The organism is Robiginitalea sp. SC105 (assembly GCF_014243345.1).
Taxonomy (GTDB): Bacteria; Bacteroidota; Bacteroidia; order Flavobacteriales; family Flavobacteriaceae; genus Robiginitalea.
The window spans coordinates 1,978,843-2,004,138 of record NZ_JACLZF010000001.1 but is presented as its reverse complement, the minus strand read 5'-3'; the positions used below and the strand labels follow the sequence as shown (position 1 = coordinate 2,004,138).

At 58.0% G+C, this 25,296-nt stretch carries 19 protein-coding genes; 16 read left to right on the top strand and 3 right to left on the bottom strand.

Annotated features, from left to right (window positions below):
- Positions 1-39: 39 nt before the first annotated feature.
- Genes H7F20_RS08800 through H7F20_RS08790 form a run of 3 tightly spaced genes read left to right on the top strand, consistent with a single transcriptional unit; the run spans position 40 to position 1,601 of the window.
- Positions 40-588, top strand: a complete 549-nt coding sequence (locus tag H7F20_RS08800) for an RNA polymerase sigma factor (RefSeq protein WP_185785716.1) — start codon at positions 40-42, stop codon at positions 586-588.
- Between the two features lie 40 nt (positions 589-628).
- The gene (locus tag H7F20_RS08795) at positions 629-1,156 is read left to right on the top strand and encodes a hypothetical protein (RefSeq protein WP_185785715.1); all 528 of its coding nucleotides are present in this window, start codon (positions 629-631) and stop codon (positions 1,154-1,156) included.
- Positions 1,149-1,601, top strand: coding sequence for a hypothetical protein (locus H7F20_RS08790; protein ID WP_185785714.1), 453 nt, complete (start codon positions 1,149-1,151; stop codon positions 1,599-1,601). The genes H7F20_RS08795 and H7F20_RS08790 overlap by 8 nt, the downstream gene beginning before the upstream one ends.
- Before the next feature lie 7 nt (positions 1,602-1,608).
- Here H7F20_RS08790 and H7F20_RS08785 read toward each other — a convergent pair whose 3' ends face one another.
- A complete protein-coding gene (locus tag H7F20_RS08785) occupies positions 1,609-2,640 on the bottom strand; it encodes a YCF48-related protein (RefSeq protein ID WP_185785713.1) in 1,032 nt (343 codons plus the stop codon).
- Between the two features lie 60 nt (positions 2,641-2,700).
- Between H7F20_RS08785 and H7F20_RS08780 the strand changes: the two genes are divergently transcribed.
- From H7F20_RS08780 to H7F20_RS08770, 3 genes are all read left to right on the top strand, one after another.
- Positions 2,701-3,915, top strand: a complete 1,215-nt coding sequence (locus H7F20_RS08780; RefSeq protein WP_185785875.1) for an RsmB/NOP family class I SAM-dependent RNA methyltransferase — start codon at positions 2,701-2,703, stop codon at positions 3,913-3,915.
- A gap of 101 nt (positions 3,916-4,016) precedes the next feature.
- Entirely contained in the window at positions 4,017-7,679 is a 3,663-nt protein-coding gene (gene purL / locus H7F20_RS08775; protein WP_185785712.1) for a phosphoribosylformylglycinamidine synthase, read from the top strand.
- Positions 7,680-7,695: 16 nt separating this feature from the next.
- The gene (locus tag H7F20_RS08770; protein WP_185785711.1) at positions 7,696-8,151 is read left to right on the top strand and encodes a DinB family protein; all 456 of its coding nucleotides are present in this window, start codon (positions 7,696-7,698) and stop codon (positions 8,149-8,151) included.
- An 8-nt stretch (positions 8,152-8,159) separates the two neighbouring features.
- On the opposite strand, the gene H7F20_RS08765 is transcribed toward H7F20_RS08770, so the two are convergent.
- On the bottom strand, positions 8,160-8,579 hold the full coding sequence (locus H7F20_RS08765; RefSeq protein ID WP_185785710.1) for a hypothetical protein: 420 nt from the start codon (positions 8,577-8,579) through the stop codon (positions 8,160-8,162).
- Between the two features lie 138 nt (positions 8,580-8,717).
- Between H7F20_RS08765 and H7F20_RS08760 the strand changes: the two genes are divergently transcribed.
- The 6 genes from H7F20_RS08760 (at position 8,718) to H7F20_RS08735 (ending at position 18,198) form a co-directional block, all read left to right on the top strand.
- A complete protein-coding gene (locus H7F20_RS08760; RefSeq protein WP_185785709.1) occupies positions 8,718-10,487 on the top strand; it encodes a long-chain fatty acid--CoA ligase in 1,770 nt (589 codons plus the stop codon).
- A 172-nt stretch (positions 10,488-10,659) separates the two neighbouring features.
- A complete protein-coding gene (locus H7F20_RS08755; RefSeq protein WP_185785708.1) occupies positions 10,660-11,127 on the top strand; it encodes a MarR family winged helix-turn-helix transcriptional regulator in 468 nt (155 codons plus the stop codon).
- 20 nt (positions 11,128-11,147) lie between these two features.
- The gene (locus tag H7F20_RS08750; protein ID WP_185785707.1) at positions 11,148-13,553 is read left to right on the top strand and encodes a 3-hydroxyacyl-CoA dehydrogenase/enoyl-CoA hydratase family protein; all 2,406 of its coding nucleotides are present in this window, start codon (positions 11,148-11,150) and stop codon (positions 13,551-13,553) included.
- An 85-nt stretch (positions 13,554-13,638) separates the two neighbouring features.
- Positions 13,639-14,829, top strand: coding sequence for an acetyl-CoA C-acyltransferase (locus H7F20_RS08745; RefSeq protein ID WP_185785706.1), 1,191 nt, complete (start codon positions 13,639-13,641; stop codon positions 14,827-14,829).
- A gap of 19 nt (positions 14,830-14,848) precedes the next feature.
- Positions 14,849-16,660 (top strand): acyl-CoA dehydrogenase family protein, encoded by a 1,812-nt coding sequence (locus H7F20_RS08740; protein WP_185785705.1) that lies wholly within the window; start codon positions 14,849-14,851, stop codon positions 16,658-16,660.
- A 116-nt stretch (positions 16,661-16,776) separates the two neighbouring features.
- Positions 16,777-18,198: a pyridoxal-dependent decarboxylase gene (locus H7F20_RS08735; protein WP_185785704.1), complete on the top strand. Its 1,422-nt coding sequence runs from the start codon at positions 16,777-16,779 to the stop codon at positions 18,196-18,198.
- Here H7F20_RS08735 and H7F20_RS08730 read toward each other — a convergent pair.
- Positions 18,195-19,997: a glycoside hydrolase family 15 protein gene (locus tag H7F20_RS08730; protein WP_185785703.1), complete on the bottom strand. Its 1,803-nt coding sequence runs from the start codon at positions 19,995-19,997 to the stop codon at positions 18,195-18,197. The genes H7F20_RS08735 and H7F20_RS08730 overlap by 4 nt on opposite strands.
- Positions 19,998-20,097: 100 nt before the next feature.
- Here H7F20_RS08730 and H7F20_RS08725 point away from each other — a divergent pair, with 100 nt between their 5' ends.
- The 4 genes from H7F20_RS08725 (at position 20,098) to H7F20_RS08710 (ending at position 25,296) form a co-directional block, all read left to right on the top strand.
- Entirely contained in the window at positions 20,098-22,308 is a 2,211-nt protein-coding gene (locus H7F20_RS08725; RefSeq protein ID WP_185785702.1) for a bifunctional alpha,alpha-trehalose-phosphate synthase (UDP-forming)/trehalose-phosphatase, read from the top strand.
- Positions 22,309-22,370: 62 nt separating this feature from the next.
- A complete protein-coding gene (locus tag H7F20_RS08720) occupies positions 22,371-23,273 on the top strand; it encodes a PD40 domain-containing protein (protein ID WP_185785701.1) in 903 nt (300 codons plus the stop codon).
- A 59-nt stretch (positions 23,274-23,332) separates the two neighbouring features.
- A complete protein-coding gene (locus H7F20_RS08715) occupies positions 23,333-23,962 on the top strand; it encodes a TMEM175 family protein (protein ID WP_185785700.1) in 630 nt (209 codons plus the stop codon).
- A complete protein-coding gene (locus H7F20_RS08710) occupies positions 23,959-25,296 on the top strand; it encodes a M28 family peptidase (RefSeq protein ID WP_185785699.1) in 1,338 nt (445 codons plus the stop codon). Before H7F20_RS08715 ends, H7F20_RS08710 begins: the two co-directional genes overlap by 4 nt.

Sequence of the window (25,296 nt, the reverse complement as noted above, 5' to 3'; positions counted from 1 at the left end):
CCTTTTCCGGGTGCTGGCATCTAAATTTCGAACAACCGTATGTCAAACGAAGCCGATTTAATCGCCCGCCTGCAGGATCCTTCCCGCAAGGAAGCTGCCTTCAGGACCCTGCTGGCCGAGTACCAGGAGCGGCTGTACTGGCAGATCCGGCGGATGGTAATTTCCCATGACGACGCGGACGATGTGCTTCAGAACACGTTTATCAAGATTTACAAACATATCGGCACGTTCAAAGGGGAAAGCAAGCTCCATTCCTGGATGTACCGGATTGCAGCCAACGAGGCCCTCAGTTTTATGAAGAAGCGGTCGCGCCGCCTGGGGGTTTCCGATGAGGGCCTGCAGGAATACCTGGTATCCAACCTCGAGGCCGACCCGTATTTTGACGGGGACAAGGCCCAGCTTCAGCTCCAGCGGGCGCTGGCGCGGCTGCCGGATAAACAGCGTGAGGTGTTCAACCTGAAGTATTTTGACGAGATGAAATACGAGGAGATGTCGGAGTTGCTGGATACCTCCGTAGGTGCCCTGAAGGCCTCCTATCACCTGGCGGTAAAAAAGATTGAAAGCTACCTAAAGGAAATTAATGCATAATGGGATTAAACCTTTTTAAGTAATTGGAATCTAAATAGTAATGAAGTCAAATAAGCACAACGGGGGATTTCGAGTTCCGGAAAACTACTTCGAGGGTTTTGCGGACCGGATTAAGGACCGTCTGCAGGCATCCGGCGGGGCCGGTTTGCCTGAAGAGACGGGATTCCGTGTGCCCGGGGGATACTTCGAAAACTTCCAGGACCGTTTAACCCAACGCCTGGCCGGGGAGCAACCCGGGGATTCCCGGGGGAAGGTAAGGCGCCTTTGGCCTGCCCGACTGGGGTGGACAGCTGCCGCAGCAGCAGCCGTCATCCTGCTGGTCACCTTTTGGCCAGCGTCCACGGCGGATGCCCTCGGATTTGAAGACCTGGCCCAAACTGAAATCCAGCGCTACCTGGAAGACGACGGGGACGACATGGGTGCCTATGAATTGGCAGAATCCCTGCCTCTGGAAGAAATCGCCTTGAGCGATGTCCTGGAATCCCTGCCGGAAGAAGACCAGATACTCGATTACCTGAACCAGGATTCAGAAACTGTTGATGAACTATATTGGAATGGCGATGAATAAGAAACCTACCCTACTTATCGCGCTGGCAATGACCCTTATCTTCGGGCTGCAGGTCCACTCGCAGCAAGGGGAAAACAAGGAGAAAATCAAGTCGCTGAAAATTGCCTTCTTTACCGAACGGCTCGGGCTGAGCTCCGATGAGGCCGCTGTTTTCTGGCCTATGTATAACGCCTACGAGGCGGAAAAGGAAGCGCTCCGTGATGCCAAGTGGAAGGAAGTTTACAGCAGGATCGAGGCAGGCAACTACTCCGAGCAGGAAGCCCGGAATATCCTCAACCGCTACCTCGAACTGGAAGAACTGGAGGAAGAACTCGACAAGAAGTTCAACCTGGAGTTAGCTCAGAAATTCTCAGCCACACGCACGCTGCTGCTTTTCCAGGCCGAGCACAGGTTCCGCAAAAGGCTGCTCAGCGAATTCCGCAAACGCAGTGGCAACGAGCCCTGATGTCCCCTTATTTTAAGAATACAAGACGGGCGATGCGGCCCCTGCCGGAGGCATAGGCCACCGAATCATTGGTAAACCGCAGGGAATAGAACCCCTCTTCCGACAATTGCCGCCAGCTATTGCCCTGGTCCTGGGAATATACGATCCCTGTATATCCGACGGCCACCAGGTCCTCCCCCCCGGACCCCGGCACAAACTGTACACAACTTTTGTATCCCGGCAATGCCCCTTCCGCCACCCGTGACCAGGTCCTGCCACCGTCCCGGGTAACCATCTTGTTTCCGGTAGTTACATCCGGATCCGCGTAGTCCCCGCCAATGGCAAAACCCAACTGGTCGTTGTGGAATGCGATACTGAAAATCCCCTGGCTGTCGCGGGTGGTTTCCGCAGGGGTTTCAAAGACTTCCCAGCTTTTGCCGCGGTCCGGGGAATGGAAAACCCGACCCCCAGAGGTCGCCACCCAGCACTGGTCGCCCGAAAGGGCAATGTTCGTGTTGCTGGCGGCAAAAGCGCCTTCGCCGGGCAGGGCAGGCGGCAGGTCCCCGCAGTCGAGCTTCTGCCAGCTGTTACCGCCGTCCCGGGTTCTCAAAATGCTCAGGCAGCCATCCCGGGAATCCCCGACCGCCAGCCCGTCCGAGTTATCCCAGAAAGCCATGGCATCGTAAAATACACCCGGTCCGGTCTCGGAATAGACCAGCTCCATGGATCCGGCATCCCCGGTCTTATACAGCAGGGCCGGGTCCCCGGCCGACAACAGGAAAAAATCCGTCTCCGTATGGGCCGCTGCACGGAATTCGGGATGCGCTCCCTGATGCTCCAGGCGGCCGGCGCGAACCGTGCCATCCGCGGTGGAAATACTTCCAAATACCCCTTCACTGCCGGCAAAACCGATACTCCCCTGCAGCACGTCCAGGGCGCGGAAGGAAGCGGAATCCTCATAGATAACCGATACGGTGACCTGCCGGTAGCCGTGGGATCCGGGGGAAGGGGCACAGGACAGGGCCAAAAAGCTCAATAGGGCGGAAAAGAATAATCGCATCGTCCGGGTTTTTGCTTAAAGATACCTTTATTCTGGCCAAAACGATACCTTTGCCGGATGATGCGAATGCACCGGAATTTAGTGATAGCCGTCTGGGACGGCCTGGACCAGATCTTCAACGAGGGCACCTATGCCGACAAGGCCGTGGAGCAACTGCTCCGCCGCGACAAGCGCTGGGGGAGCCGGGACCGGGGTTTTATTGCAGAAACGATTTACGAAATGGTTCGCTACCGCAGGCTGTACGCGGAGATCGCAGAGGTGGCCGCCCCCTTCAAGCGGCAGGACCTGCAGCGGATGTTTGCCGTCTGGGCCGTCCTTCGGGGACATCCCCTGCCCGACTGGAAGGAATTTAACCAGACCCCCGAGCGTCGGATCAAGGGACGCTTCGATGCGCTGCAGGGGACCCGTGCCATCCGGGAATCTGTTCCCGACTGGCTGGATACCCTCGGATCGGAAAGCCTGGGTTCCGAAAAATGGGAACTCGAATTGAAGGCATTGAACGAACAGGCCGAAGTGGTGCTGCGCGTCAACCGGCTGAAAACTACCCCCGGGCAGGTTAGGGAGTCGCTTTCCGGCGAAGGGTTTGAGACCGATGCCGTCCCCGGGTATCCGGATGCCCTCAAATTGCGCGAACGCGCCAATGTATTCCGCTCCCAGGCGTTCCAGTCCGGCTGGTTCGAAATCCAGGATGCCTCCTCCCAGTTGGTAGGCCCACTCCTCGGGGCTGAACCCGGCATGCGCGTCATCGATGCCTGTGCGGGCGCAGGCGGTAAAAGCCTGCACCTGGCCGCCCTGATGCAGAACAAAGGGCAGCTCCTCGCCATGGATATCCACAGCAATAAATTGAGGGAATTAAAAAAACGCGCCCGGCGGGCGGGTGCCTTCAACATCGAAACCCGGCCCATCGAATCTTCCAAGACATTCAAACGCCTTGCGGGCTCGGCCGACCGCGTACTGATCGACGCGCCGTGCACGGGCCTCGGCGTACTCCGGCGGAACCCGGATGCCAAATGGAAACTCCGCCCGGAATTCATCCCGGAGGTAGTGGCTACCCAGCAGCAGCTCCTGCAGGACTGCAGCAGGCTGCTGAAGCCCGGTGGCAAACTGGTGTATGCCACCTGTTCCATCCTGCCCCAGGAAAACCAGCAACAAGTGGCCCGGTTCCTCGAATCCGAAGCAGGCCAGGGCTTTGGCCTGGAAAAGGAACTGCCCGTATCAGCGCACGAATCGGGCTTTGACGGGTTCTATATAGCGCTGTTGGGCAAGCAGGGGTAATCAACAATACCGGGACTGGTTTGTTAATTATTCGCAAACATGCTTACCGCTAAAATTGGTACCTTTGTGACCGCATCGTCCAATTAACAAGCCGGTACCCAATGATCCAATTTTTCGGTGACCCCAGTTCCAAGATTTTTGCCGTACAATCCGAACAACCCCTCACGCCCGAAGCCATCCTCAAGCTGACCTGGCTTTTCGGCAACCAGCCCAAACTCGATTCGGCGTCCGTGGACGCCTTTTTTGTTGGCCCCCGCGCTGCCATGATCACGCCCTGGAGCACCAATGCGACGGAAATCACCCAGAACATGGGCATCAGCGGTATCCGGCGCATCGAATCCTACAAAGCCGTCCCCGGGGATTTTACCGGGTTCGACCCCATGCTGAGCCAGAAATTCGACGGCCTCGGCCAGGACCTCTTTACCATTGAACACGATCCCGAGCCGGTGCGCCGCATCGATGATATCGCTGCCTACAACGCCTCCGAAGGCCTGGCGCTGAGCGAGGAAGAGGTGGCCTACCTCCAGGAATTGAGCGAGCGCCTCGGGCGCCCCCTGACGGATTCCGAGGTCTTCGGCTTCAGCCAGGTGAACTCCGAACACTGCCGGCACAAAATATTCAACGGCACCTTTATCATCGACCACCGGGAGATGCCGGATTCCCTCTTCAAACTAATCCGCAAGACCTCCGAGCAAAACCCGAACGGCATCGTTTCGGCCTACAAGGACAACGTGGCCTTTGTCAGGGGCCCTGAACTCGTGCAATTTGCCCCCCGGAGCGCGGACAAACCGGACTTTTACGAGGAGAAGCCCTTCCGCTCCGTACTGTCCCTTAAGGCGGAAACCCATAATTTCCCCACCACGGTGGAGCCCTTCAACGGGGCGGCCACCGGTTCGGGCGGGGAGATCCGGGACCGGCTCGCCGGCGGCAAGGGGGCCATCCCCCTGGCCGGAACCGCTGTCTATATGACCGCCTATTCCCGCCTGGAGGAAAACCGCCCCTGGGAGCAAAACACCGAAGCCCGCCCCTGGCTGTACCAGACCCCCATGGATATCCTCATCAAGGCGTCCAACGGGGCCTCGGATTTCGGGAACAAATTCGGGCAACCCCTGATCTGCGGCTCGGTACTTACTTTTGAACACGAAGAGGATGCGCGGACCCTGGGGTTCGACAAGGTCATCATGCTGGCCGGGGGGATCGGCTATGGCAAAGCCGACCAGGCCCTGAAGGACAAACCGGTACAGGGCGACCGCATCCTGGTAATGGGCGGGGACAATTACCGCATCGGCATGGGCGGGGCGGCCGTATCCAGTGCGGATACCGGGGCCTTCAGCACGGCCATCGAACTGAACGCCGTCCAGCGTTCCAACCCGGAGATGCAGAAGCGGGCCGCAAACGCCATCAGGGGGTTGGTGGAAAGCGACAAGAACCCGGTAGTCTCCATCCACGACCACGGGGCCGGCGGTCACCTGAACTGCCTCTCCGAGCTGGTGGAGGAGACCGGCGGATTCATCCACCTGGACAAGCTTCCTGTCGGGGATCCGACCCTGTCTGCCAAGGAGCTGATCGGGAACGAATCCCAGGAACGCATGGGCCTGGTTATCGCCCCCAGCGACCTGGAGCTGCTGCGCCGGATCGCCGAGCGGGAACGCGCCCCCCTGTATGACGTAGGGGAGGTAACGGGCGACCATCGCTTTACGTTCGCATCCGAAACCGAACGGCCCATGGACCTGGCGCTGTCCGATATGTTCGGGAGCTCCCCCAGGACCATCATGCAGGACACCAAATTGGACCGGACCTATGGGGAGCTATCTTATGAGGTGCTGCTTTTCCACACCTACCTGGAACAGGTCCTCCAACTGGAAGCCGTGGCCTGCAAGGACTGGCTGACCAACAAGGTGGACCGGTGCGTGGGCGGGCTGGTGGCCAAGCAGCAATGCGCCGGCCCCCTGCAACTGCCCCTGAACAATTGCGGGGTGATGGCGCTTGACTTTGGCGGGAAAGCCGGAATGGCTACCTCCGTGGGGCATTCGCCCGTATCCGGTTTGATCCACGCGGGCGCCGGCAGCCGGAACAGCATCGCCGAAGCGCTGACCAACCTGGTCTGGGCCCCGCTCGAAAAAGGATTGAAATCCGTGTCCCTCTCGGCCAACTGGATGTGGCCCTGCAACAACCCCGGAGAGGACGCCCGCCTGTACGAAGCCGTTGAGGCAGCCTCCGAATTTGCGATTGCCCTGGGGATCAACATTCCCACCGGCAAGGATTCGCTGTCGATGAAACAGAAATACAAAGACCGGGAGGTACTGGCCCCCGGCACCGTGATTATTTCCGCAGCAGCCCATTGCAGCGACCGGCAGGGCGTTGTGGAACCTGTTTTGCAGGAAGATGGCGGGCCCATTTACTACATCAATTTCTCGGGGTACGGCTATGCCCTGGGGGGATCCTCCTTTGCCCAGGTCCTGGGTAAAATAGGCGCACAGGCTCCGGATGTGGCGGATGCCAGGAGGTTTGCCAAATCCTTTGACGCGCTGCAGGACCTCATCAAAAAAGGGAAGGTCCTCGCAGGGCACGACGTAGCCTCCGGCGGGCTGGTGACCACCCTGCTGGAACTCTGTTTTGCAACCCCCGGCACCGGGGCAGACCTCGACCTGACCGGCCTTGGGGAACCGGATTCCCAGAAATTGCTTTTTTCGGAGAATGCCGGGGTCGTATTCCAGGCCGTGGACGCCAAAATAGAAAAGGACCTCCGTGCTGCCGGGGTGGAATTCCACCGCATTGGAAAAGCCCTGGCCGAACCGCGGGTGCATATCAAAAACCACCGCCAGAGCATGGACCTGAATGTGGATGAACTGCGGGATATTTGGTACAAGACCTCCTACCTGCTGGATCGTCGGCAAACAGCCGGGGACCTGGCCCGTACCCGTTATGAGGCGTACAAAAAGCAGCCCCTGCAGTTCACGTTCCCCAAAAAGTTCCGGGGGGCGCTGCCCAACTTCAAATCCCCGGCCGGGAAAAGACCCAAGGCAGCCATCCTGAGGGAAAAAGGCAGCAACTCGGAACGGGAGATGGCCCATGCGATGTACCTGGCCGGATTCGACGTGAAAGACGTCCATATGACCGACCTGATCTCCGGGCGGGAAAACCTGGAGGAAATCCGGTTTATCGGCGCTGTCGGCGGTTTTTCCAATTCGGACGTTCTGGGCAGCGCCAAGGGCTGGGCCGGGGCCTTTAAATACAACGAAAAGGCCAACCAGGTACTCAGGCGCTTCTTCTCCCGGCCGGATACGCTTTCCGTCGGAATCTGCAACGGTTGCCAGCTCTTTATGGAACTTGAACTGATCCACCCGGACCACGAGGTGCATGGGAAACTCACCTATAACGATTCCGGCAAACACGAGAGTGCCTTTACCTCGGTAAAGATTTCCCCCAACCGGTCGGTCATGCTCGAAAGCCTGGCCGGCACCACGCTGGGTGTATGGATCTCCCACGGGGAAGGAAAGTTTGCGCTTCCCTATGAGGCGGGCCGGTACAATATCGTGGCCACCTACGGGTACGAGGGGTACCCGGCCAACCCCAACGGCAGCGATTTCAATACCGCTATGCTCTGCGACGACAGCGGCCGCCACCTGGTGACCATGCCCCATATTGAGCGGTCTATTTTTCCGTGGAACTGGGCCTATTACGAGCCCGGGCGTGAAGATGCGATATCGCCCTGGATCGAGGCGTTTGTCAATGCGCGGAAATGGATCGAGGCCCACAGCTGATAAAATAATTTATCCTATGGAAGAAGAACTGGACATCTGGCGCACCAACCGCAAAAACCTGCAGGGGTTCCTGCATGCCTTCGATGCCGGGCAGCTCAACCGGGTGCCCGATGGCTTCTCGAACAACCTGATCTGGAACCTGGGACATATACTTGTGGTCCAGCAACTCCTGGTCTACGGCCTCTCGGGCCAGGTGCTGCACATCCCCCAGGAACTGATCCCGAAATACCAGCGGGGCTCCCGCCCAGAAGGTGATGTCGGCCAGGAGGAAATTGCCCTGATCGGGAAACTGCTGGCCGACACGGTACCCCTGCTGGAGGAGGATATCCGGGAGAATCGCTTCGGCACTTTCAGGCCCTTCACCAATTCGGCAGGTTTCCGTATCACGGACCTCCCCCAGGCAGTCGCCTTCAACAACTTCCACGAAGGCCTGCACCTGGGGTACATGATGTCGATCCGCAAACTGGTCTGAGCGCCAGCCTATTCCACTACGGGCACCTCGACCTCCAGAAACTGCGGGTTGCCGTTGGCGTCATCCCCCTGCCAGAACCGGAACGTATAGGTCTGGTTGAATAGCACCTGGAAAATGAGGGTTTCGGTGCCTTCTGAAACAGCCTGGGTGCAGCCTCCGGAGTCGGTCCGGCTGCCGATTGCGACCACCTCCCGGATGTTTTGGGTCGGGCTGCCCACATTCAAAGTGAAGAATTGGGTGCAGCCGTCGGGAAGCTCGTACGTGATCGGGATCTCGTAGAGTTCTCCCAGGTTGAAGGACGCGGGCAGGCCAGCTTCGGTGATCACCAGTTGCTCAAAGGTAGTTTCAGGCCCGTCGTCGTTGCTGGAGCAGGAAACCAGCCCGGCAAGGCCTGTAAACAAAAAGAAAATCAGGGTAAACTTTTTCATGGGGAGATTGTTTGTTGATAGTAATTGAATTCGGTTGAAAGTTGTATCCGGAAGATGGAATCGGTTCCAAAACGTTGCGTCCTGCTTTATTATACCAACGCCTTTTCTTATTTTGCGAGAACGCTTTAGAAACAAACTATGCAAACCATTACCCGACTCTTTGACTTCCCGTATTTCCAACTCGAAAAATACAACATGGATCGCGCCTTTGCCACCAAATACGACGGCAAATGGACCTACACCTCCTCCAGGGAGTACCTGCAAAAGGCCAATGCGGTCAGCCGGGGGCTGCTTCGCTTGGGGGTGGCCGCAGACGACAAGATAGCGCTGATTTCCATGACCAACCGCACGGAATGGAACATCATGGATACCGGTATCCTGCAGGTCGGGGCGCAGGACGTGCCGATCTATCCGACCATCTCGGAGGATGACTACGCCTATATATTGAACCACTCGGGGTGCACCTACTGTTTCGTATCCTGCCAGGAAGTCCTGGAAAAAGTGGAGGCCATCCGCGGACAGGTCCCCAGGCTGAAAGAAGTATACAGTTTTGATACGCTGCCGGGCTGCAAAAACTGGAAGGAATTGCTGGAAATTGGGGCGGACGACGGGAACCAGCAGGAGGTAGAGGCCCGCAAGGCTGCGGTAAAACCTGGCGACCTGGCCACCCTCATCTATACGTCGGGGACTACCGGCAGGCCCAAAGGGGTGATGCTCTCCCACGACAACATTGTTTCAAACGTCCTTTCGAGCGAGGAACGCGTCCCCTTTGAACAGGGAGGGCTTTCCCTGAGCTTTCTGCCGGTGTGCCACATCTTTGAGCGCATGATCCTGTATCTCTACCAGTACTGTGGGATCTCGGTCCACTTTGCGGAGGGGCTGGATACCATCAGCGAAAACCTGAAAGAAGTGAAACCCAATGTGATGACGGTCGTTCCCCGCTTACTGGAAAAAGTGTACGACAAGATCATCGCCAGGGGGGCCGATTTAACCGGGGTCAAAAAGGCCCTTTTCTTCTGGGCGGTGGAACTCGGGCTGAAATTCGAACCCTACGGCGCCAACGGATGGTGGTATGGTCTTCGGCTTTCCCTGGCGCGCAAACTGATATTCAGCAAATGGAAGGAGGCCCTGGGCGGGAACCTGGAAACCATGGTATCCGGGAGTGCGGCCCTGCAACCCCGACTGGCCAGGATTTTCGGCGCAGCAGGCATCCCGGTGATGGAGGGGTACGGGCTAACGGAGACCTCCCCCGTGATTTCGGTAAACGACCAGCGCAACCGTGGCTGGAAAATCGGCACCGTGGGCCGCATCATCCCCGGGGTGGAAGTGCGGATTGCGGAAGACGGCGAAATCCTCTGCAAGGGGCCCAACGTGATGCTGGGATATTACAAGGACCCGGAGCGCACGGCCGAGGTACTGTCGGACGGTTTTTTCCATACCGGGGATATCGGGGAGATCGATGCAGATGGCTTCCTGCGGATCACCGACCGCAAAAAGGAGATGTTCAAAACCTCGGGGGGCAAATACGTAGCCCCCCAGCTCCTGGAAAACCGGTTCAAACAATCCCGTTTCATCGAACAGATCATGGTGGTGGGCGAAGGGGAAAAAATGCCGGCCGCCCTGATACAGCCCAATTTTGATTTCCTCGCCGAATGGGCCAGGCGCCACGAGATCAACGCGTCCGGGAACGCCGAACTGATCCGGGACCCAAAGGTACAGGAGCGCTACCAGGAGGAAGTCGAAAAGGCCAACGAGGACTTCGCCCGTTGGGAAAAGGTCAAGCAGTTCCGCCTGACCCCGGATGCCTGGACGGTGGAGGATGGCCACCTCACCCCTACCATGAAGCTGAAGCGCAAGAGCATCCTTGAGCGCTACAGGGACCTTTACGACGATATCTACCGCCAATAATCGCCCCGGCAAAGTCAGGCGGCAGACCGGGGTGCACTGGTTACCCGTTTTCCCTCGAGGCATCGCCTCTTGCCCTGTCCCATTCCTGCTTCCCCTTTCCCATTATTTTTTAATTCATTTATTATGCATGCATAATAAATTTTGCTATATTTGAAAAACATCCCCGCGAGGTATGAAAGACATTACAATTGATTACGCATTGCGCGCTACCTGGCAGGCCGTGGCAAGGATGTATAACGAGGAGGCCAGGAAGTTCGATTCCACCATGGCCGTGGGTTTCTGCCTGCTGAGCATCGACCCCAAGGAAGGAACCCCATCAACAGCGCTGGGGCCCCGCATGGGCATGGAGGCCACCAGCCTTTCCCGGATTCTCAAAAGCATGGAGGAACGGGAGCTGATCCAGCGCAGGCCCAACCCGGAGGATGGACGCGGGGTGCTAATCCACCTGACGGAATTCGGGCGGGAAATGCGCGGAAAGTCCAAGGAGGTGGTGCTCCGTTTCAATGAAGCGGTACGGGCAGCGGTGGGGGCCCAGGAACTGTCGGGTTTCTTCGAGGTCACTACCGTGATCAACCAGTTGATCTCCGAGCGGAAAATTTACGATCAAACTCCGGATGCCAAGGCTGCCGGGAATAAATAATTCAGAATAGTACCTAAAGCATGAAAAGACGTATCAACAAGGTGGCGGTTATCGGTTCCGGAATCATGGGCAGCGGTATCGCGTGCCATTTCGCCAACATCGGGGTGAAAGTCCTTTTGCTCGACATCGTTCCCCGCGAGCTGACCGATAAGGAAAAGGCCCGCGGCCTGAGCCTGGAAGATGCGGTTGTCCGCAACCGACTGGTGAACGACTCCCTGACCCAGGCCCTGAAATCGAAACCTTCGCCCATTTATCACCCGGATTTTGCCAGCCGGATCGAAACCGGCAACCTGGAAGACGACATCGCCCGGGTGGCGGAGGCGGACTGGATCATCGAAGTGGTCGTCGAGCGCCTGGACATCAAGAAAAAAGTATTTGAAAACCTGGATACCCACCGCAAAAAGGGTACCCTGATCACTTCCAATACCTCGGGGATCCCCATCCGCTTTATGAGCGAGGGGCGCAGCGAGGACTTCCGGGCGCATTTCTGCGGCACGCACTTCTTTAACCCGGCGCGTTACCTGAAACTTTTCGAGATCATCCCCGGCCCGGACACCAAAGCGGAGGTGCTGGAATTCCTGAACAACTACGGGGAACAGTTCCTTGGGAAGACCTCGGTGGTGGCAAAGGATACCCCTGCATTTATCGGGAACCGCATCGGCATCTTCAGCATTATGAGCCTGTTCCACACCGTCAAGGAAATGGGGATGACCGTCGAAGAAGTGGACAAACTGACCGGGCCCGTCATTGGCCGGCCCAAATCGGCCACCTTCCGCACAGTGGATGTCGTCGGGCTCGATACGCTGGTCCATGTGGCCGAAGGGATCCACAAAAACTGCCCGGACGATGAGCGACACGACCTGTTTGCCCTCCCGGGGTATATCCGCACCATGGCAGACAACAAATGGTACGGCAGCAAAAGCGGACAGGGCTTTTACAAAAAGGTGAAAAAGGATGACGGTTCCAGCGAAATCCTGACCCTGGACCTCGATTCGATGGAGTACCGGCAGCGCAAGAGCGCCAAATTCGACACCCTGGAGGAAACCAAGGCCATCGACATGGTGATCGACCGGTTCCCCGTACTGATAGCCGGCAGGGACAAGGCCGGGGAATTCTACCGGAACAGCTTCGGCGCCCTTTTTGCCTATGTATCCCACCGCATCCCGGAAATTACCGATGCCCTCTACAAGATAGACGACGCCATGAAGGCGGGCTTCGGCTGGGAACACGGTCCGTTCCAGATCTGGGATGCCATCGGCCTAGAAAAAGGGATTGAACTCGCCAAAGCCGCCGGCCAGCCGGTGGCCTCCTGGGTCGAAGAGCTGCAGGCGGGAGGAAAGGATTCCTTCTACGAGGTCCGGGATGGGGCAACGTACTTTTACGACTTACCGGACCGGGAATTTAAAAAAGTCCCGGGGCAGGATGCCTATATCATCCTCGATAATATCCGCGAAAGCAAGGCGGTCTTCAAAAACAAGGACGTGGTGGTCCAGGACCTGGGCGACGGCATCCTGAACGTGGAATTCCGCTCCAAGATGAATACCATCGGCGCCGAGGTGCTGGCGGGCCTCAACAAGGCCGTGGACCTGGCCGAGGCGGATTTCGACGGGCTGGTGGTAGGGAACCAGGCAGCAAACTTCTCCGTGGGCGCCAACATCGGCATGATCTTCATGCTGGCAGTGGAACAGGAGTACGACGAGCTGGCCATGTCCATAAAATATTTCCAGGATACGATGATGCGCATGCGGTATTCCTCCATCCCGGTGGTTGCAGCCCCCCACGGGATGTGCCTCGGCGGCGGTTGTGAACTGAACCTGCATGCCGACATGGTGGTGGCCGCGGCCGAAACCTATATCGGGCTGGTGGAATTCGGGGTAGGAGTGATCCCCGGCGGTGGGGGCTCCAAGGAAATGACGCTCCGGGCGTCGGATACCTTCCGGAAGAACGACGTGGAGCTCAATGTACTCCGCGAATACTTCCTGACCATTGGCATGGCCAAGGTGTCCACCTCCGCCTATGAAGCGTTTGACACGGGCATCCTGCAGAAGGACAAGGACGTCATTGTGGTGAACAAGGACCGGCAAATCGCCACCGCAAAGGCCTATGCCCGGCTGATCGCAGACCGCGGCTATACCCGGCCCATCGAACGGACCGATGTGAAGGTACTGGGGAAACAGGCCCTGGGGATGTTCCTGGTGGGGACTGATTCCATGCAGGCCGGAAACTACATCTCCGAGCACGATAAGAAAATCGCCAACAAACTCGCCTGGGTGATGGCCGGGGGCGACCTGTCGGAGGCGAGCTATGTAAGCGAGCAGTATTTGCTGGACCTGGAACGGGAAGCGTTCCTGTCCCTTTGTACGGAACGCAAAACACTGGAGCGCATCCAGCACATGCTCAAAAAAGGCAAACCGCTGCGCAATTGATGCAGTCCGGTTGCACCCGTTTTCCTGAAAAGGATAAGCAGCCGGTGGACAGACAACTAAAGAAGACAAAAAGTAGCATACTACCATGAAAACAGCATACATCGTAAAAGCGTACCGGACGGCAGTGGGCAAGGCCCCGAGGGGGACCCTGCGTTTTAAGCGGCCCGACGAACTGGCGGCCGAAACCATCGCCTACCTGCTGGAGCAGGTTCCGGGCCTGGACAAACAACGCATCGACGACGTGATTGTCGGCAATGCCATGCCCGAAGCCGAACAGGGCCTCAACATGGCCCGGCTGATCTCCCTGATGGGGTTGAAGATCGAGGACGTCCCGGGGGTTACCGTGAACCGGTATTGCGCCTCTGGGCTGGAGACCATCGCCATTGCCACGGCCAAGATACAGAGCGGCATGGCCGATTGCATCCTGGCCGGCGGGGCAGAGAGCATGAGTTATATCCCCATGGGGGGATACAAACCGGTACCGGATTACAAGCTGGCCAAGGCCGGGCATGAGGATTATTACTGGGGTATGGGGCTTACGGCCGAAGCGGTGGCCAAACAGTACAAGGTCTCCCGGGAGGACCAGGACGAATTTGCCTACCAGTCCCACCAGAAAGCCCTCAAGGCACAGAAGGAAAAACGATTTGAATCCCAGATCGTGCCCATAGAGGTGGAACACACCTTTGTGGGCAAGGACGGGAAAAAGACCACAGACCACTATTCGGTGTCCCAGGACGAAGGGCCCCGGGCCGATACCTCCAAAGAAGCCCTGGCCCGGCTGCGCCCCGTATTTGCAGAAGGGGGCAGTGTTACTGCGGGCAACTCGTCCCAGATGAGCGACGGGGCTGCCTTTACCCTGGTCATGAGCGAAGGGATGGTCAAGGAACTCGGCCTGGAACCTATTGCCCGTCTGGTGAACTATGCCGCTGTGGGCGTGGAACCCCGCATCATGGGGATCGGCCCGGTCAAGGCAATCCCGAAGGCATTGAAACTGGCGGGGGTTGCACAGGACCAGCTGGAGCTTATTGAACTCAATGAGGCCTTTGCGTCCCAGTCCCTGGCTGTGATCCGCGAGCTGGGCCTGGACCCGGAACGCGTCAATGTCAACGGCGGGGCCATCGCCCTGGGCCATCCCCTGGGCTGCACGGGCGCCAAGCTCTCTGTACAGTTATTTGATGAAATGCGACTCCGCAACCTGCAGGGCAAGCACGGCATGGTCACCATGTGCGTGGGTACCGGCCAGGGAGCAGCAGGCGTCTTTGAATTCCTATCCTGAATCTAAAAAACAAACGAACATGAGTACTCAGACCCAAGAAAAAGAAATCCTGCGCGGCGGCCAGTTCCTGGTAAAGGAAACCCGGTGCGAAGACATCTTCACCCTGGAAGACCTAACGGAAGAACAGCGGATGATGCGTGAAAGCACCGTTGAATTCGTGGACCGCGAACTCTGGGCGCACTGGGAGCGCTTCGAAAAGAAAGACTACGAATACACCCGGCAGTGCATGGAAAAAGCCGGGGAACTCGGATTCCTGAGCATTGCCGTCCCCGAGGCTTACGGCGGCATGGGCCTGGGGTTTGTGGATACAATGCTGGTCTGCGATTACATATCTGGGGCCACCGGGTCCTTCAGCACCGCCTTTGGCGCACATACCGGTATCGGGACGCTGCCCATCACCCTGTACGGAACCGAGGAACAGAAAAAGAAATACGTGCCCAGGCTGGCTAGCGGGGAATGGTTCGGGGCCTATTGCCTCACGGAGCCCGGGGCCGGATCAGATGCCAATTCGGGCAAAACCAAGGCCGTCCTTTCCGAAGATGGTAAATACTACCTTATCAGCGGACAGAAAATGTGGATCTCCAACGCGGGGTTCTGCAACCTGTTCATCGTCTTTGCCCGTATTGAAGACGACAAATACATCACCGGCTTCATCGTGGAGAACGACCCGGAGAACGGGATCTCCCTGGGGGATGAAGAGAAGAAGCTCGGCATCCACTCCTCCTCCACCCGCCAGGTATTCTTCAACGACACCAAAGTGCCCGTGGAGAATATGCTCTCGGAACGGGGCAACGGGTTCAAGATTGCCATGAATGCCCTGAACGTGGGCCGGATCAAGCTGGCCGCCGCCTGCCTGGAAGCCCAGCGGCGGGTCACGGACGAAGCGGTCCGTTACGCCAAGGAGCGCAAGCAGTTCCAGACCTCCATCATCGAATTCGGGGCCATCAAATCGAAAATTGCCACCATGGCCACCAATGCCTATGTGGGGGAGGCTGCCTGTTACCGGGCTGCCAGAAATATCGAAGACCGCATCGCCATGCGGGTTGCCGCCGGCAACCCGCACGGGGAAGCCGAACTCAAGGGCGTGGAGGAATACGCCATTGAGTGCTCCATCCTCAAGGTGGCGGTCTCCGAAGACGTACAGGAAACCACGGACGAAGGGATTCAGATCTTCGGGGGGATGGGCTTCAGCGCCGACGCACCCATGGAGAAGGCCTGGCGGGATGCACGGATTGCCCGTATCTACGAAGGCACCAACGAAATCAACCGGATGCTCTCGGTGGGCATGCTCGTCAAAAAAGCGATGAAGGGTCATGTGGACCTGCTCGGGCCCGCCACGGCAGTGGGGGAGGAATTGCTGGGCATCCCCTCTTTCGAAACCCCGGATTACAGCGAATTGTTTGCAGAGGAGAAGGACCTGATCGCCCGCCTGAAGAAAGTCTTCCTGATGATTGCCGGAAAAGCCGTGCAAACCTTTGGGACGGAACTCGAAGAACACCAGCAGGTACTGCTGGCGGCGGCAGATATCCTGATCCAGGTCTACATGGCCGAATCGGCAGTCCTGAGGGCCGAGAAAAATGCGAAACGCACCGGGGAAGAAGCGCAGGCCGCCCAGATCGCGATGGCGCGGCTCAACCTGTATGATGCCGTGGACATCGTGATCCGCAAGGGCAAGGAGGCCATCGTTTCCTTCACGGAGGGGGATGAGCAGCGTATGATGCTCATGGGCCTCAAGCGCTTTACCAAATACGCAAACCAACCCAACGTTGCCGCCCTGCGCGAACTCATCGCGGACAAGGTGACGGAAGAAAACGGGTATACCTTTGACTAATTCAAGTAGCACTTTTGGCGACAGAAGTGAAACCGCCTTCCGCAAGGGAGGCGGTTTTTAGTTGCGGCCGGCCGATTTGGCTTTGACAACTCGACGCTCCGGACTACATTTAGGCCATGGCACAATCGCTTTTGGAAAAGGCCTACGACCCCGAGGCTTTCAGGCAGCTGGGTAAAGGGCTGATCGATACGCTGGCAAACCACCTGCAATCGGTGCAGCAGGGACGTGGCAATGTCCTGGATTACCGGGAACCGGCGGACGAATTGACCTTCTGGACAAATTTTCCCGATACGGCCGATTTTGGGGCGTGGACAACCGCCGTGCTGCGGCATACCACCCACGTCCACCATCCCCGATGCATGGGGCACCAGGTGGCCCCTCCCCTGCCGCTGGCCTCCCTGGCCGCCCTCCTGGGGGAACTCCTCAACAATGGGATGGCCATATACGAAATGGGGATGGCGCCGACCGCCATGGAACGCCAGCTGACCGACTGGCTCTGCAGGCGTGCCGGTTTCGGGGCGGAAGCCCGGGGGTTCCTGACCTCCGGGGGGACACTGGCCAACCTCACCGCCCTGCTGGCCGCCCGACGTGCCCGGGGCCGCACCGATGTCTGGAATGAGGGATACTCCGGGAAACAGGCTATTCTGGTCGGGGAAGCTGCCCATTATTGCGTGGACCGGGCCGCCCGTATCATGGGGCTGGGCGATGCCGGGGTCCTCAAAGTGCCGGTAGGCCCGGACAACTCCATGCTGGCCGGCGAACTTCCCCGGATTTACGAAAAGGCCCTGGCCGACGGGCTGGAACCCATCGCCCTGGTGGGAAGTGCCCCGTCCACGGCAACCGGCAGCTATGATCCCCTGGACGAACTGGCCGATTTCTGTGAACCCCTGAACCTGTGGCTGCACGTCGACGGGGCACACGGGGGGCCTGCCATCCTTTCCGACAAATACGGCGGGCTGATGCGGGGCATCCACCGGGCCGATTCCCTGGTCATCGACGGCCATAAGATGATGGGGCTTCCGGTACTGACGACGGCACTGCTTTTCCGGGATGGGGGCGTGTCCTACACCACCTTCAGCCAGCAGGCGGATTACCTGCTAACCGAGAGCCGGGAGGAGGACTGGTACAACCTGGCCAAGCGGACCTTTGAATGCACCAAGCTGACCAGTGTCTTTTGCTGGCACGCGGTCATCAACCAGTACGGGGAGTCCATATTCCCGGCCTACCTGGACCGGCAATACGATCTGGCCCGCGAGTTTGCAGGGATGCTCCGGGAGCGTCCGGGATGGGAACTCGCCCTTACCCCGCAGTCCAACATCGTTTGCTTCCGTCGGACACCCACGGGTGCCGAAAGGGAAGCCTGCAACGCGCTGAATGAACGCATCCGCCGGCGGCTGCTGGAGGACGGGAAATTTTATATCGTTCAGACGCGCCTGGACGGGCTGACCTACCTGCGCACCAGCCTGATGAACCCGTTTACGACCAGGGCGCACCTGTCGGAGCTGCTGGAGTTGCTTGAGTCTTATGGAGCCGGCTAGCGCTGCATGGATTCCAGGACCTTTTCCACGGAGTCCTTTTGTGAAAAGTTGATGGCGCATTCGATCAGCGCCAGGTGGGAATAGGCCTGGGGGAAGTTCCCCAGGAGCCGCTTGCTTTTAAAGTCGATGTCTTCGCTAAACAGGCCCAGGTGGTTGCTGTAGGAGAGCAGCCGGTCGAAGAGTTCCCTGGCCCGGTCCTCCTCCCCTATTTTGAACAGGCTGTTGATAAACCAGAACGTGCAGATGGTAAAGGAGGAAGACGGCAGGCCAAAGTCGTCCTCGTTCCGGTAGCGGTACAGCAACCCGTCATTGCTCAGGTGTTTTTCGACGGCCCGCACCGTGCTGACAAACTTCGGGTCCCGGGCGTGGATAAACCCGTAGCTCTCCATCAGCAGGACGGAGGCATCCATGTGCGGCGACCCGTAGGACTGGGTGAACGCCTGCATGTCCTCATTCCAGGCATGCGCGTGTATATCGTGCTTGATTTCCTGTTCCAGGGCCGTCCAGCGTTCGATCTTCCGCTGTTTCCTGAAGATGCGCGCTATCTTGATCGCCCGGTCAATGGCCACCCAGCACAGCACCTTGGAAAAGGTGAAATGCCGGTCCTCCGTGCGGAATTCCCAAATGCCCTTGTCGGGTTCCCGCCAGTGTTTCTGGACGATCCACACAATGCCCTTGGTCAGGGTCCACAGCTCCTCCCCGTTTTCAATGTCGTTCTTAAAACGCACCAGCTGGGCGTAGATCACATCCATCAGGATCCCGTAAATATCGTTCTGCCGCTGTTTATAGGCTGCATTCCCAACTCGGACGGGCCGGGAGCCCTGGTAGCCGTCCAGGTGGTCCAGGGTGATTTCGGTCAACCGTTTCTCCTTGTTGATGCCATACATGATCTGCAGCTTCTCGTCCTTGTCCGGGATCAGGTCCACGATAAACCGCAGGTAACGCCTGGCGACGTTCTTGTGCCCAAGCTCGGAAACGACCTTTACCACCATGGAGGCATCGCGGATCCAGCAAAAGCGGTAGTCCCAGTTCCGGGTCTCCCCGATGGTTTCCGGCAGGGAGGTGGTCGCCGCTGCCAGGATGGCACCGGACCGCTCGTAGCTGAGCAGCTTCAGGGTTACCGCGGACCGCTGGATCTGGTCGTTATAGGCCTTGTACAATGGGGTCTGGTTGCTCCAGTTGAGCCAGTAAACCTTGGTCCGCTCCTGTTCCAGGTACATCCGCTTGGTGGTTGGCCGCACCAGTTTTTCGTTGTAGGAGAGCAGGAAAAAGCCGTCCTTTTTCAATTCCAGCGGGCGGCCTTCCACCACGGCATTCTTGTTGAAGGAGGTGTAGAGGAATACCGTATCGTACTTCTCCCCGTGGTTCACGCTGGCGATAAAGCTCTTTTTCACGAAGGTCTCCGTAAGGCCCAGGGCATACTCCAGTTTGGGGTCGTACGCAACCCGGAACACCGGACGCCCTTTTATATGCCGGATATAGCGGACAATCTCGGGCGGGGCGTGGTAGTTGCCGTTCTCCTTGTGGTAGCGGGGCATGAAATCCCGCACTTCAAAGATGTTTTCCCCGTCCGAAAAGCGGGTGATCAGCAGGGCTGTATCCTTTTTGTACCGCTGGCTGATCGTATAGGAGGGATCTGCCTCAATGGCAAAGTACCCGCCTTTTTTTTCGTCCAGGATACGGGCAAAAACAGAAGAGGAATCAAATTCAGGCAGGCAGCACCAGTCCAGGGAAGCCGTTTTGGAAATCAGTGCCGCCGAACGGCAATTTCCGATAATACCATAATCCAGGTTATCCATGGGTTGCGGAATCTTTAAAAGTCCTCAATTTATTGGCTAGGCGCTGCAATTTGACGAAATTTAGGCAAAATGAATGCAAAAACGGTTAAAAACCCGGCATATGCCCAAAACTATCATCATTTCGAACCGATTGCCGGTTCAATTGCAAATCCAAAACGGAAAACTCAATGCGACGCCCAGCGTGGGCGGTCTGGCCACCGGGATGAAATCCGTCCACCGGGACGGGGAGAGCCTCTGGATTGGATGGAGCGGCCTGACCGCAGAGGAAATCCCGGAATCCCTGGAGGGGGAAATTGACCGGGCGCTGGCGGACCACGGCTGTTCGCGCGTAGACCTGGGAAAGGCAGAAATTGACGGGTTCTATTACGGGTTCAGCAACCGGACCATCTGGCCCCTGTTCCACTATTTCATGGAGTATTCGGAATTCGAACTGTCCAACTGGGAAACCTATGAACAGGTGAACCAGAAATTTGCCGACGCCATCGTGGAGGCTGCCTCGGACGACGACGTGATCTGGGTGCACGACTACCAGCTTATGCTGGTCCCCCGGATGGTGCGCGAGCAACGCCCGGGGCTGTCCATCGGTTTTTTCCTGCACATCCCCTTCCCTTCCTATGAAATTTTCCGCACCATGCCCTGGAGGCGGGAAGTACTTCGCGGGCTCCTTGGAGCGGACCTGATCGGGTTCCACACCTACGATTACGAACGCCATTTCCTCAGTTCAGCGCGCCGGCTGCTCGGCCTGGAGGTTTCCTTTAATGAGATCCACCTGGAAGACCGGGTGGTCAAGGTGGATTCCTTCCCCATGGGGATCGACTATAAGAAATTCAACGAAGCGGCAAAACGGCATCGCGATATGGACCCTTCCGAAATATCCGACCTGCAGAACCGGCTGAATACCCACAAGGCTTCCACCCCGAACGCCAAGTTTTTCCTGTCCATCGACCGCCTGGACTACACCAAGGGGATTGCCCGGCGGATCAAGGCGTTTGAATATTTCCTCCAGAAATACCCGGAACACCGGGAAAAGGTCCGCCTGATCATCCTCGCGGTTCCCTCCCGGTCCAAGGTGCCCCAGTACCAGCGGCTCAAAAAGGAAATCGACGAACTCGTCGGGCGGATCAACGGGGAGCTCTCCACGGTGAGCTGGACACCCATCTGGTACTTTTACCGCTCCCTGCCCTTCGACAGCCTGATCGACCTCTATACCACCTGCGACATCGCCTGGCTCACCCCCATCCGGGACGGGATGAACCTGGTGGCCAAGGAATACGTCGCCACCCGCACGGACCAGACCGGGGTCCTGATATTAAGCGAAATGGCCGGTTCGGCCAACGAGATGAACGAGGCGCTGCTGATCAACCCCAACAATTTTGAACAGATTGCAGACTCCCTCTACCAGGCCATCAACATGCCGGAGGAAGAGCAAAAACGGCGCAATGCCGCCATGCAAAAACGCCTGGAGCGCTACAATGTCGAAAAATGGGCAAACGACTTCATGGATTCCCTGCTTGTCCAGAAAAGGCAGGATTATTCCCTGGTGGCCCGGAAGCTCTCTGTGGACCTTACCAACACCCTGCTGAAAAAGTACCGGGAGGCCAATAGCCGGATCCTCTTCCTGGACTACGACGGCACCCTGGCCGGGTTTACTAACGACCCCCAGGACGCCAGCCCGGATGACGCACTGATGGAATTGCTGGACAAACTCCAGGCCCAGGGCCGCACGGATGTATTCCTGATCAGTGGCAGGGACAAGGACACCTTTACCCGGTGGTTCCGGCATAAGGATTATGCGATGATCGTGGAGCACGGGGTCTGGATCAGCGAAAACGGCAAACCCTTCAGCATGCTGGAAAACGTCAAGAACAACTGGATGGCCAAAATCCGTCCCGTACTGGAATCATTTGTGGACCGGACACCGGGCTCCTTTATCGAGGACAAGAATTATTCCCTGGCCTGGCACTACCGCAACACGGACCCGGATTTTGGGCAGAAACGGACCATGGAACTCAACACGGTGCTCACCTCCCTGATTGCAAACGACGACCTGAGCGTAATGAACGGGAACAAGGTCGTGGAAATCAAAAGCAGCAATGTCAATAAGGGCCGGGCGGCCATGCGGATGATTTCGCGCAAGCAATACGATTTCATCTTTGCCATTGGTGACGACTGGACGGACGAATTCATGTTCCAGGAATTGCCAAAGGAGGCCGTCACCGTAAAGGTGGGCCGGATGAAAACCCAGGCCCGGTACTACCTGGACGGCATTGGTGCCGTTCGTGAGTTACTCGGGCGCTTCGCGGAAGTATAGGTGCATTCGGTTGCACAGCTACCCCGAAATAGCTACATTTCTCAATGGCAAATACACACCTTATGTGCCCCCGGATTTCTGCAGGTCTGAGCGGCTTAGGAAAACGCTTCAGGCTTTTTGGGTCAGCCCTGGTTTTCCTGGCCGGAATCCAGGGTACCCATGCACAGCCCGATTCCGAAATCTACCTGATCCCCGTTTTGCCCAACAGCGATTCCCTGCTACTGGGGACCCCGGTCAATATCACCGAAAACCCGGGGTACGACAACCAGCCGTCCTTTACCGGGGACGGGTTGCTGCTGTATTCCCGGACGCGTGCCGGGCAGACCGACATCGCCCGGTACGACCCGGGCACCGGGGAGCTTCAATGGCTCAGCGATACCCCAGGCGGGAGCGAATACTCCCCCCTCCCAATCCCAGGCACCCGGGATATTTCGGCCATCCGCCTGGATACCAGCGGGCTCCAGCGCCTGTACCGTTACAACAGCGATACCTCCCGGCTGATGCTGAAGGACCTCAAGGTCGGGTACCACCTCTGGGTATCCCCGGATATCCTGGTGTGCACCGTCCTGACCGAACAGGGGATGGACCTCGTGGTGGCGCGTCCCGGGGCGGGGAATGCCTATACCCACCAGAAAAACGTGGGCCGGTCCCTGCAGCGTATCCCCGGGACGGGCCGCATCAGTTTTGTAGCCCTGGAAGGCGGGAGCCCCACCCTCAAATCCATGGACCCGGTTTCCGGGGCCACTTCGGAGATTACCCGACTCCCGGAAGGCATGCAGGACATCTGCTGGTGGGATGAACGAACCGTGGTGGGCGGGCAGGGGAACGCGCTCCTGCTTTACCGAACCGATGGGGATGGCAAGTGGACAATGGGGTACCGGTTGCCGCCCGGGATAGGCAGGATCAGCCGCCTGGCCCTCAATCCCGGGGGCGATCTGCTGGCCCTGGTGGCCGAACCCGAATAGCGATCTCGGAGATTTTGGGGCGGGAAAATCAGCTGAATGACCGAAATTTGTGACTAACCATGAAATTTCCACATAACACCGGACGACTTGAAGCCTTCAGTGATGGGGTGCTGGCCTTTGCCGCTACCCTGCTGGTGGTCGGGTTCGAATGGGATGGCAACTTTGAGGTGCTCCGGGCAAAGGGGACCAGTTTCCTGGCTTTTGCAGCGAGCTTTTTTGTCCTGGTGGCGTTCTGGACGGTCCACTACAATTATTTCCGGAGGTCCGGGTATGTGGATAACTGGATCATCGCGATCAATACCCTGCTGCTCTTTTTCATCCTGTACTATGTGTTCCCGCTGAAATCCCTGGTGAGTTCCTGGCTGGGCGACCAGGCCATCACCAAAGAGGGGCTTGCCAACCTCTTCCGGATGTACGGCCTGGGCTTTGCCCTGATCTTCCTGTGCTTCGCGGGGATGTATTTCCGCTCCTTTAAAAAACTCCGCGCCATTGAGCCGGCCCTGATCAGCCTGTTCTACGCGCGCCATTTTTCTATCTACGTCCTGGTAGCGCTCCTATCCATGGTACTGGCCTTTGCCCAGGTCGGTATCGGGATCGGATTGCCCGGGTTTATATACGGGCTGCTGGGGCCTTTGTGTTACTGGCATTCCCAATGGTTTAAACGCAAATTCAAAGACATCGATTTATGAAATTGAAACTACTTCTCCTCCCAACCCTGATTTTATTTTCCTCAGGCTTACTGGCCCAGGCCGATCCGCGCATGTACGACATCATCGGCTCCGTTTCGGCCGACCGCCTGGAGTCTGACATTTCCACCCTTGCCGGCTTTGGCACGAGGCATACGCTGAGCGATACGGTATCCGATACGCGTGGAATCGGGGCGGCCCGTCGCTGGATCAAAAAGGAATTTGATAAAATTTCCGCGGACTGTGGGGGGTGCCTGGAGGTGTTTTACCAGCGCAACCTGGTGCCGGAAGGCGAAAACAACCGGATCATCCGGGACGTCTGGGTGGTCAACGTGGTGGCCATCCTCCGGGGTACCGACAACCCGGGGCGCTACGTCATTATGAGCGGGGACATCGACTCCCGGGTCAGTGACGCGACGGATTTCACCTCGGACTCCCCCGGGGCCAATGACAACGCCAGCGGGATGGCCGGGGTGCTGGAGGCCGCCCGCGTCTTATCCCGTTATAAATTCCGGAACAGCGTGGTCTTTACCGGCCTGTCCGGGGAGGAGCAGGGGCTTTTCGGGGGCAAGGGCCTGGCCGAATACGCCGGCGAACAGGACTGGAAAATCATCGGTATCCTCAACAACGACATGATCGGCAATACCACCGGCGTAGACGGGGTTGTGAGCAACCGGGACTTCCGGATTTTCTCAGAGCCGGTCCCCCCGAACGAAACCGAACAACAGCGACGGGCACGCCGGTTTTTCGGCGGGGAGGTAGACGGCATATCCCGACAGCTGGCGCGGTATGTACACAAAACCACCCTGACCTATATGCCCGAAATGAACCCGATGATGATTTACCGCCTGGACCGCTTCGGCCGGGGTGGGCACCACCGGCCCTTCAACGATGCGGGGTATGCGGGGGTGCGGATCATGGAAGCCCATGAGAATTACACCCAGCAGCACCAGGATATCCGGCTCGAGGATGGCATCCTCTACGGGGATGTCCTCGAGGCGGTCGACTTTGACTATGCCGCCAAACTGACGGCGGTCAACGCCATTGCACTAGCTTCCCTCGGGTGGGCCCCGGCGGCCCCGGAAAATGTACTGATCGGCGGGATCGTCGAGCCATCGGCCCGCCTCAAATGGGACCCGGTCCCCGGTGCCGTGGCCTATAAGGTCTACTGGCGGGATACGACCTCCCCCACCTGGGACCACTTCCGCCTGATTAGTGGCACGGAACATACCCTGGAGGGAATCGTAATCGACAATTATTTTTTCGGGGTTGCAGCGGTGGGCGCCGACGGACATGAGAGTCTGGTGGCCTTTCCGTCGGGCATCCTCAGGAATTAA

Excerpts from the sequence above, each read along its gene's own strand:
- H7F20_RS08800 (WP_185785716.1), top strand. The coding sequence starts at position 40 with ATGTCAAACGAAGCCGATTTAATCGCCCGCCTGCAGGATCCTTCCCGC.
- H7F20_RS08795 (WP_185785715.1), top strand. The coding sequence starts at position 629 with ATGAAGTCAAATAAGCACAACGGGGGATTTCGAGTTCCGGAAAACTAC.
- H7F20_RS08790 (WP_185785714.1), top strand. The coding sequence starts at position 1,149 with ATGAATAAGAAACCTACCCTACTTATCGCGCTGGCAATGACCCTTATC.
- H7F20_RS08785 (WP_185785713.1), bottom strand. The coding sequence starts at position 2,640 with ATGCGATTATTCTTTTCCGCCCTATTGAGCTTTTTGGCCCTGTCCTGT.
- H7F20_RS08780 (WP_185785875.1), top strand. The coding sequence starts at position 2,701 with ATGCGAATGCACCGGAATTTAGTGATAGCCGTCTGGGACGGCCTGGAC.
- purL (WP_185785712.1), top strand. The coding sequence starts at position 4,017 with ATGATCCAATTTTTCGGTGACCCCAGTTCCAAGATTTTTGCCGTACAA.
- H7F20_RS08770 (WP_185785711.1), top strand. The coding sequence starts at position 7,696 with ATGGAAGAAGAACTGGACATCTGGCGCACCAACCGCAAAAACCTGCAG.
- H7F20_RS08765 (WP_185785710.1), bottom strand. The coding sequence starts at position 8,579 with ATGAAAAAGTTTACCCTGATTTTCTTTTTGTTTACAGGCCTTGCCGGG.
- H7F20_RS08760 (WP_185785709.1), top strand. The coding sequence starts at position 8,718 with ATGCAAACCATTACCCGACTCTTTGACTTCCCGTATTTCCAACTCGAA.
- H7F20_RS08755 (WP_185785708.1), top strand. The coding sequence starts at position 10,660 with ATGAAAGACATTACAATTGATTACGCATTGCGCGCTACCTGGCAGGCC.
- H7F20_RS08750 (WP_185785707.1), top strand. The coding sequence starts at position 11,148 with ATGAAAAGACGTATCAACAAGGTGGCGGTTATCGGTTCCGGAATCATG.
- H7F20_RS08745 (WP_185785706.1), top strand. The coding sequence starts at position 13,639 with ATGAAAACAGCATACATCGTAAAAGCGTACCGGACGGCAGTGGGCAAG.
- H7F20_RS08740 (WP_185785705.1), top strand. The coding sequence starts at position 14,849 with ATGAGTACTCAGACCCAAGAAAAAGAAATCCTGCGCGGCGGCCAGTTC.
- H7F20_RS08735 (WP_185785704.1), top strand. The coding sequence starts at position 16,777 with ATGGCACAATCGCTTTTGGAAAAGGCCTACGACCCCGAGGCTTTCAGG.
- H7F20_RS08730 (WP_185785703.1), bottom strand. The coding sequence starts at position 19,997 with ATGGATAACCTGGATTATGGTATTATCGGAAATTGCCGTTCGGCGGCA.
- H7F20_RS08725 (WP_185785702.1), top strand. The coding sequence starts at position 20,098 with ATGCCCAAAACTATCATCATTTCGAACCGATTGCCGGTTCAATTGCAA.
- H7F20_RS08720 (WP_185785701.1), top strand. The coding sequence starts at position 22,371 with ATGTGCCCCCGGATTTCTGCAGGTCTGAGCGGCTTAGGAAAACGCTTC.
- H7F20_RS08715 (WP_185785700.1), top strand. The coding sequence starts at position 23,333 with ATGAAATTTCCACATAACACCGGACGACTTGAAGCCTTCAGTGATGGG.
- H7F20_RS08710 (WP_185785699.1), top strand. The coding sequence starts at position 23,959 with ATGAAATTGAAACTACTTCTCCTCCCAACCCTGATTTTATTTTCCTCA.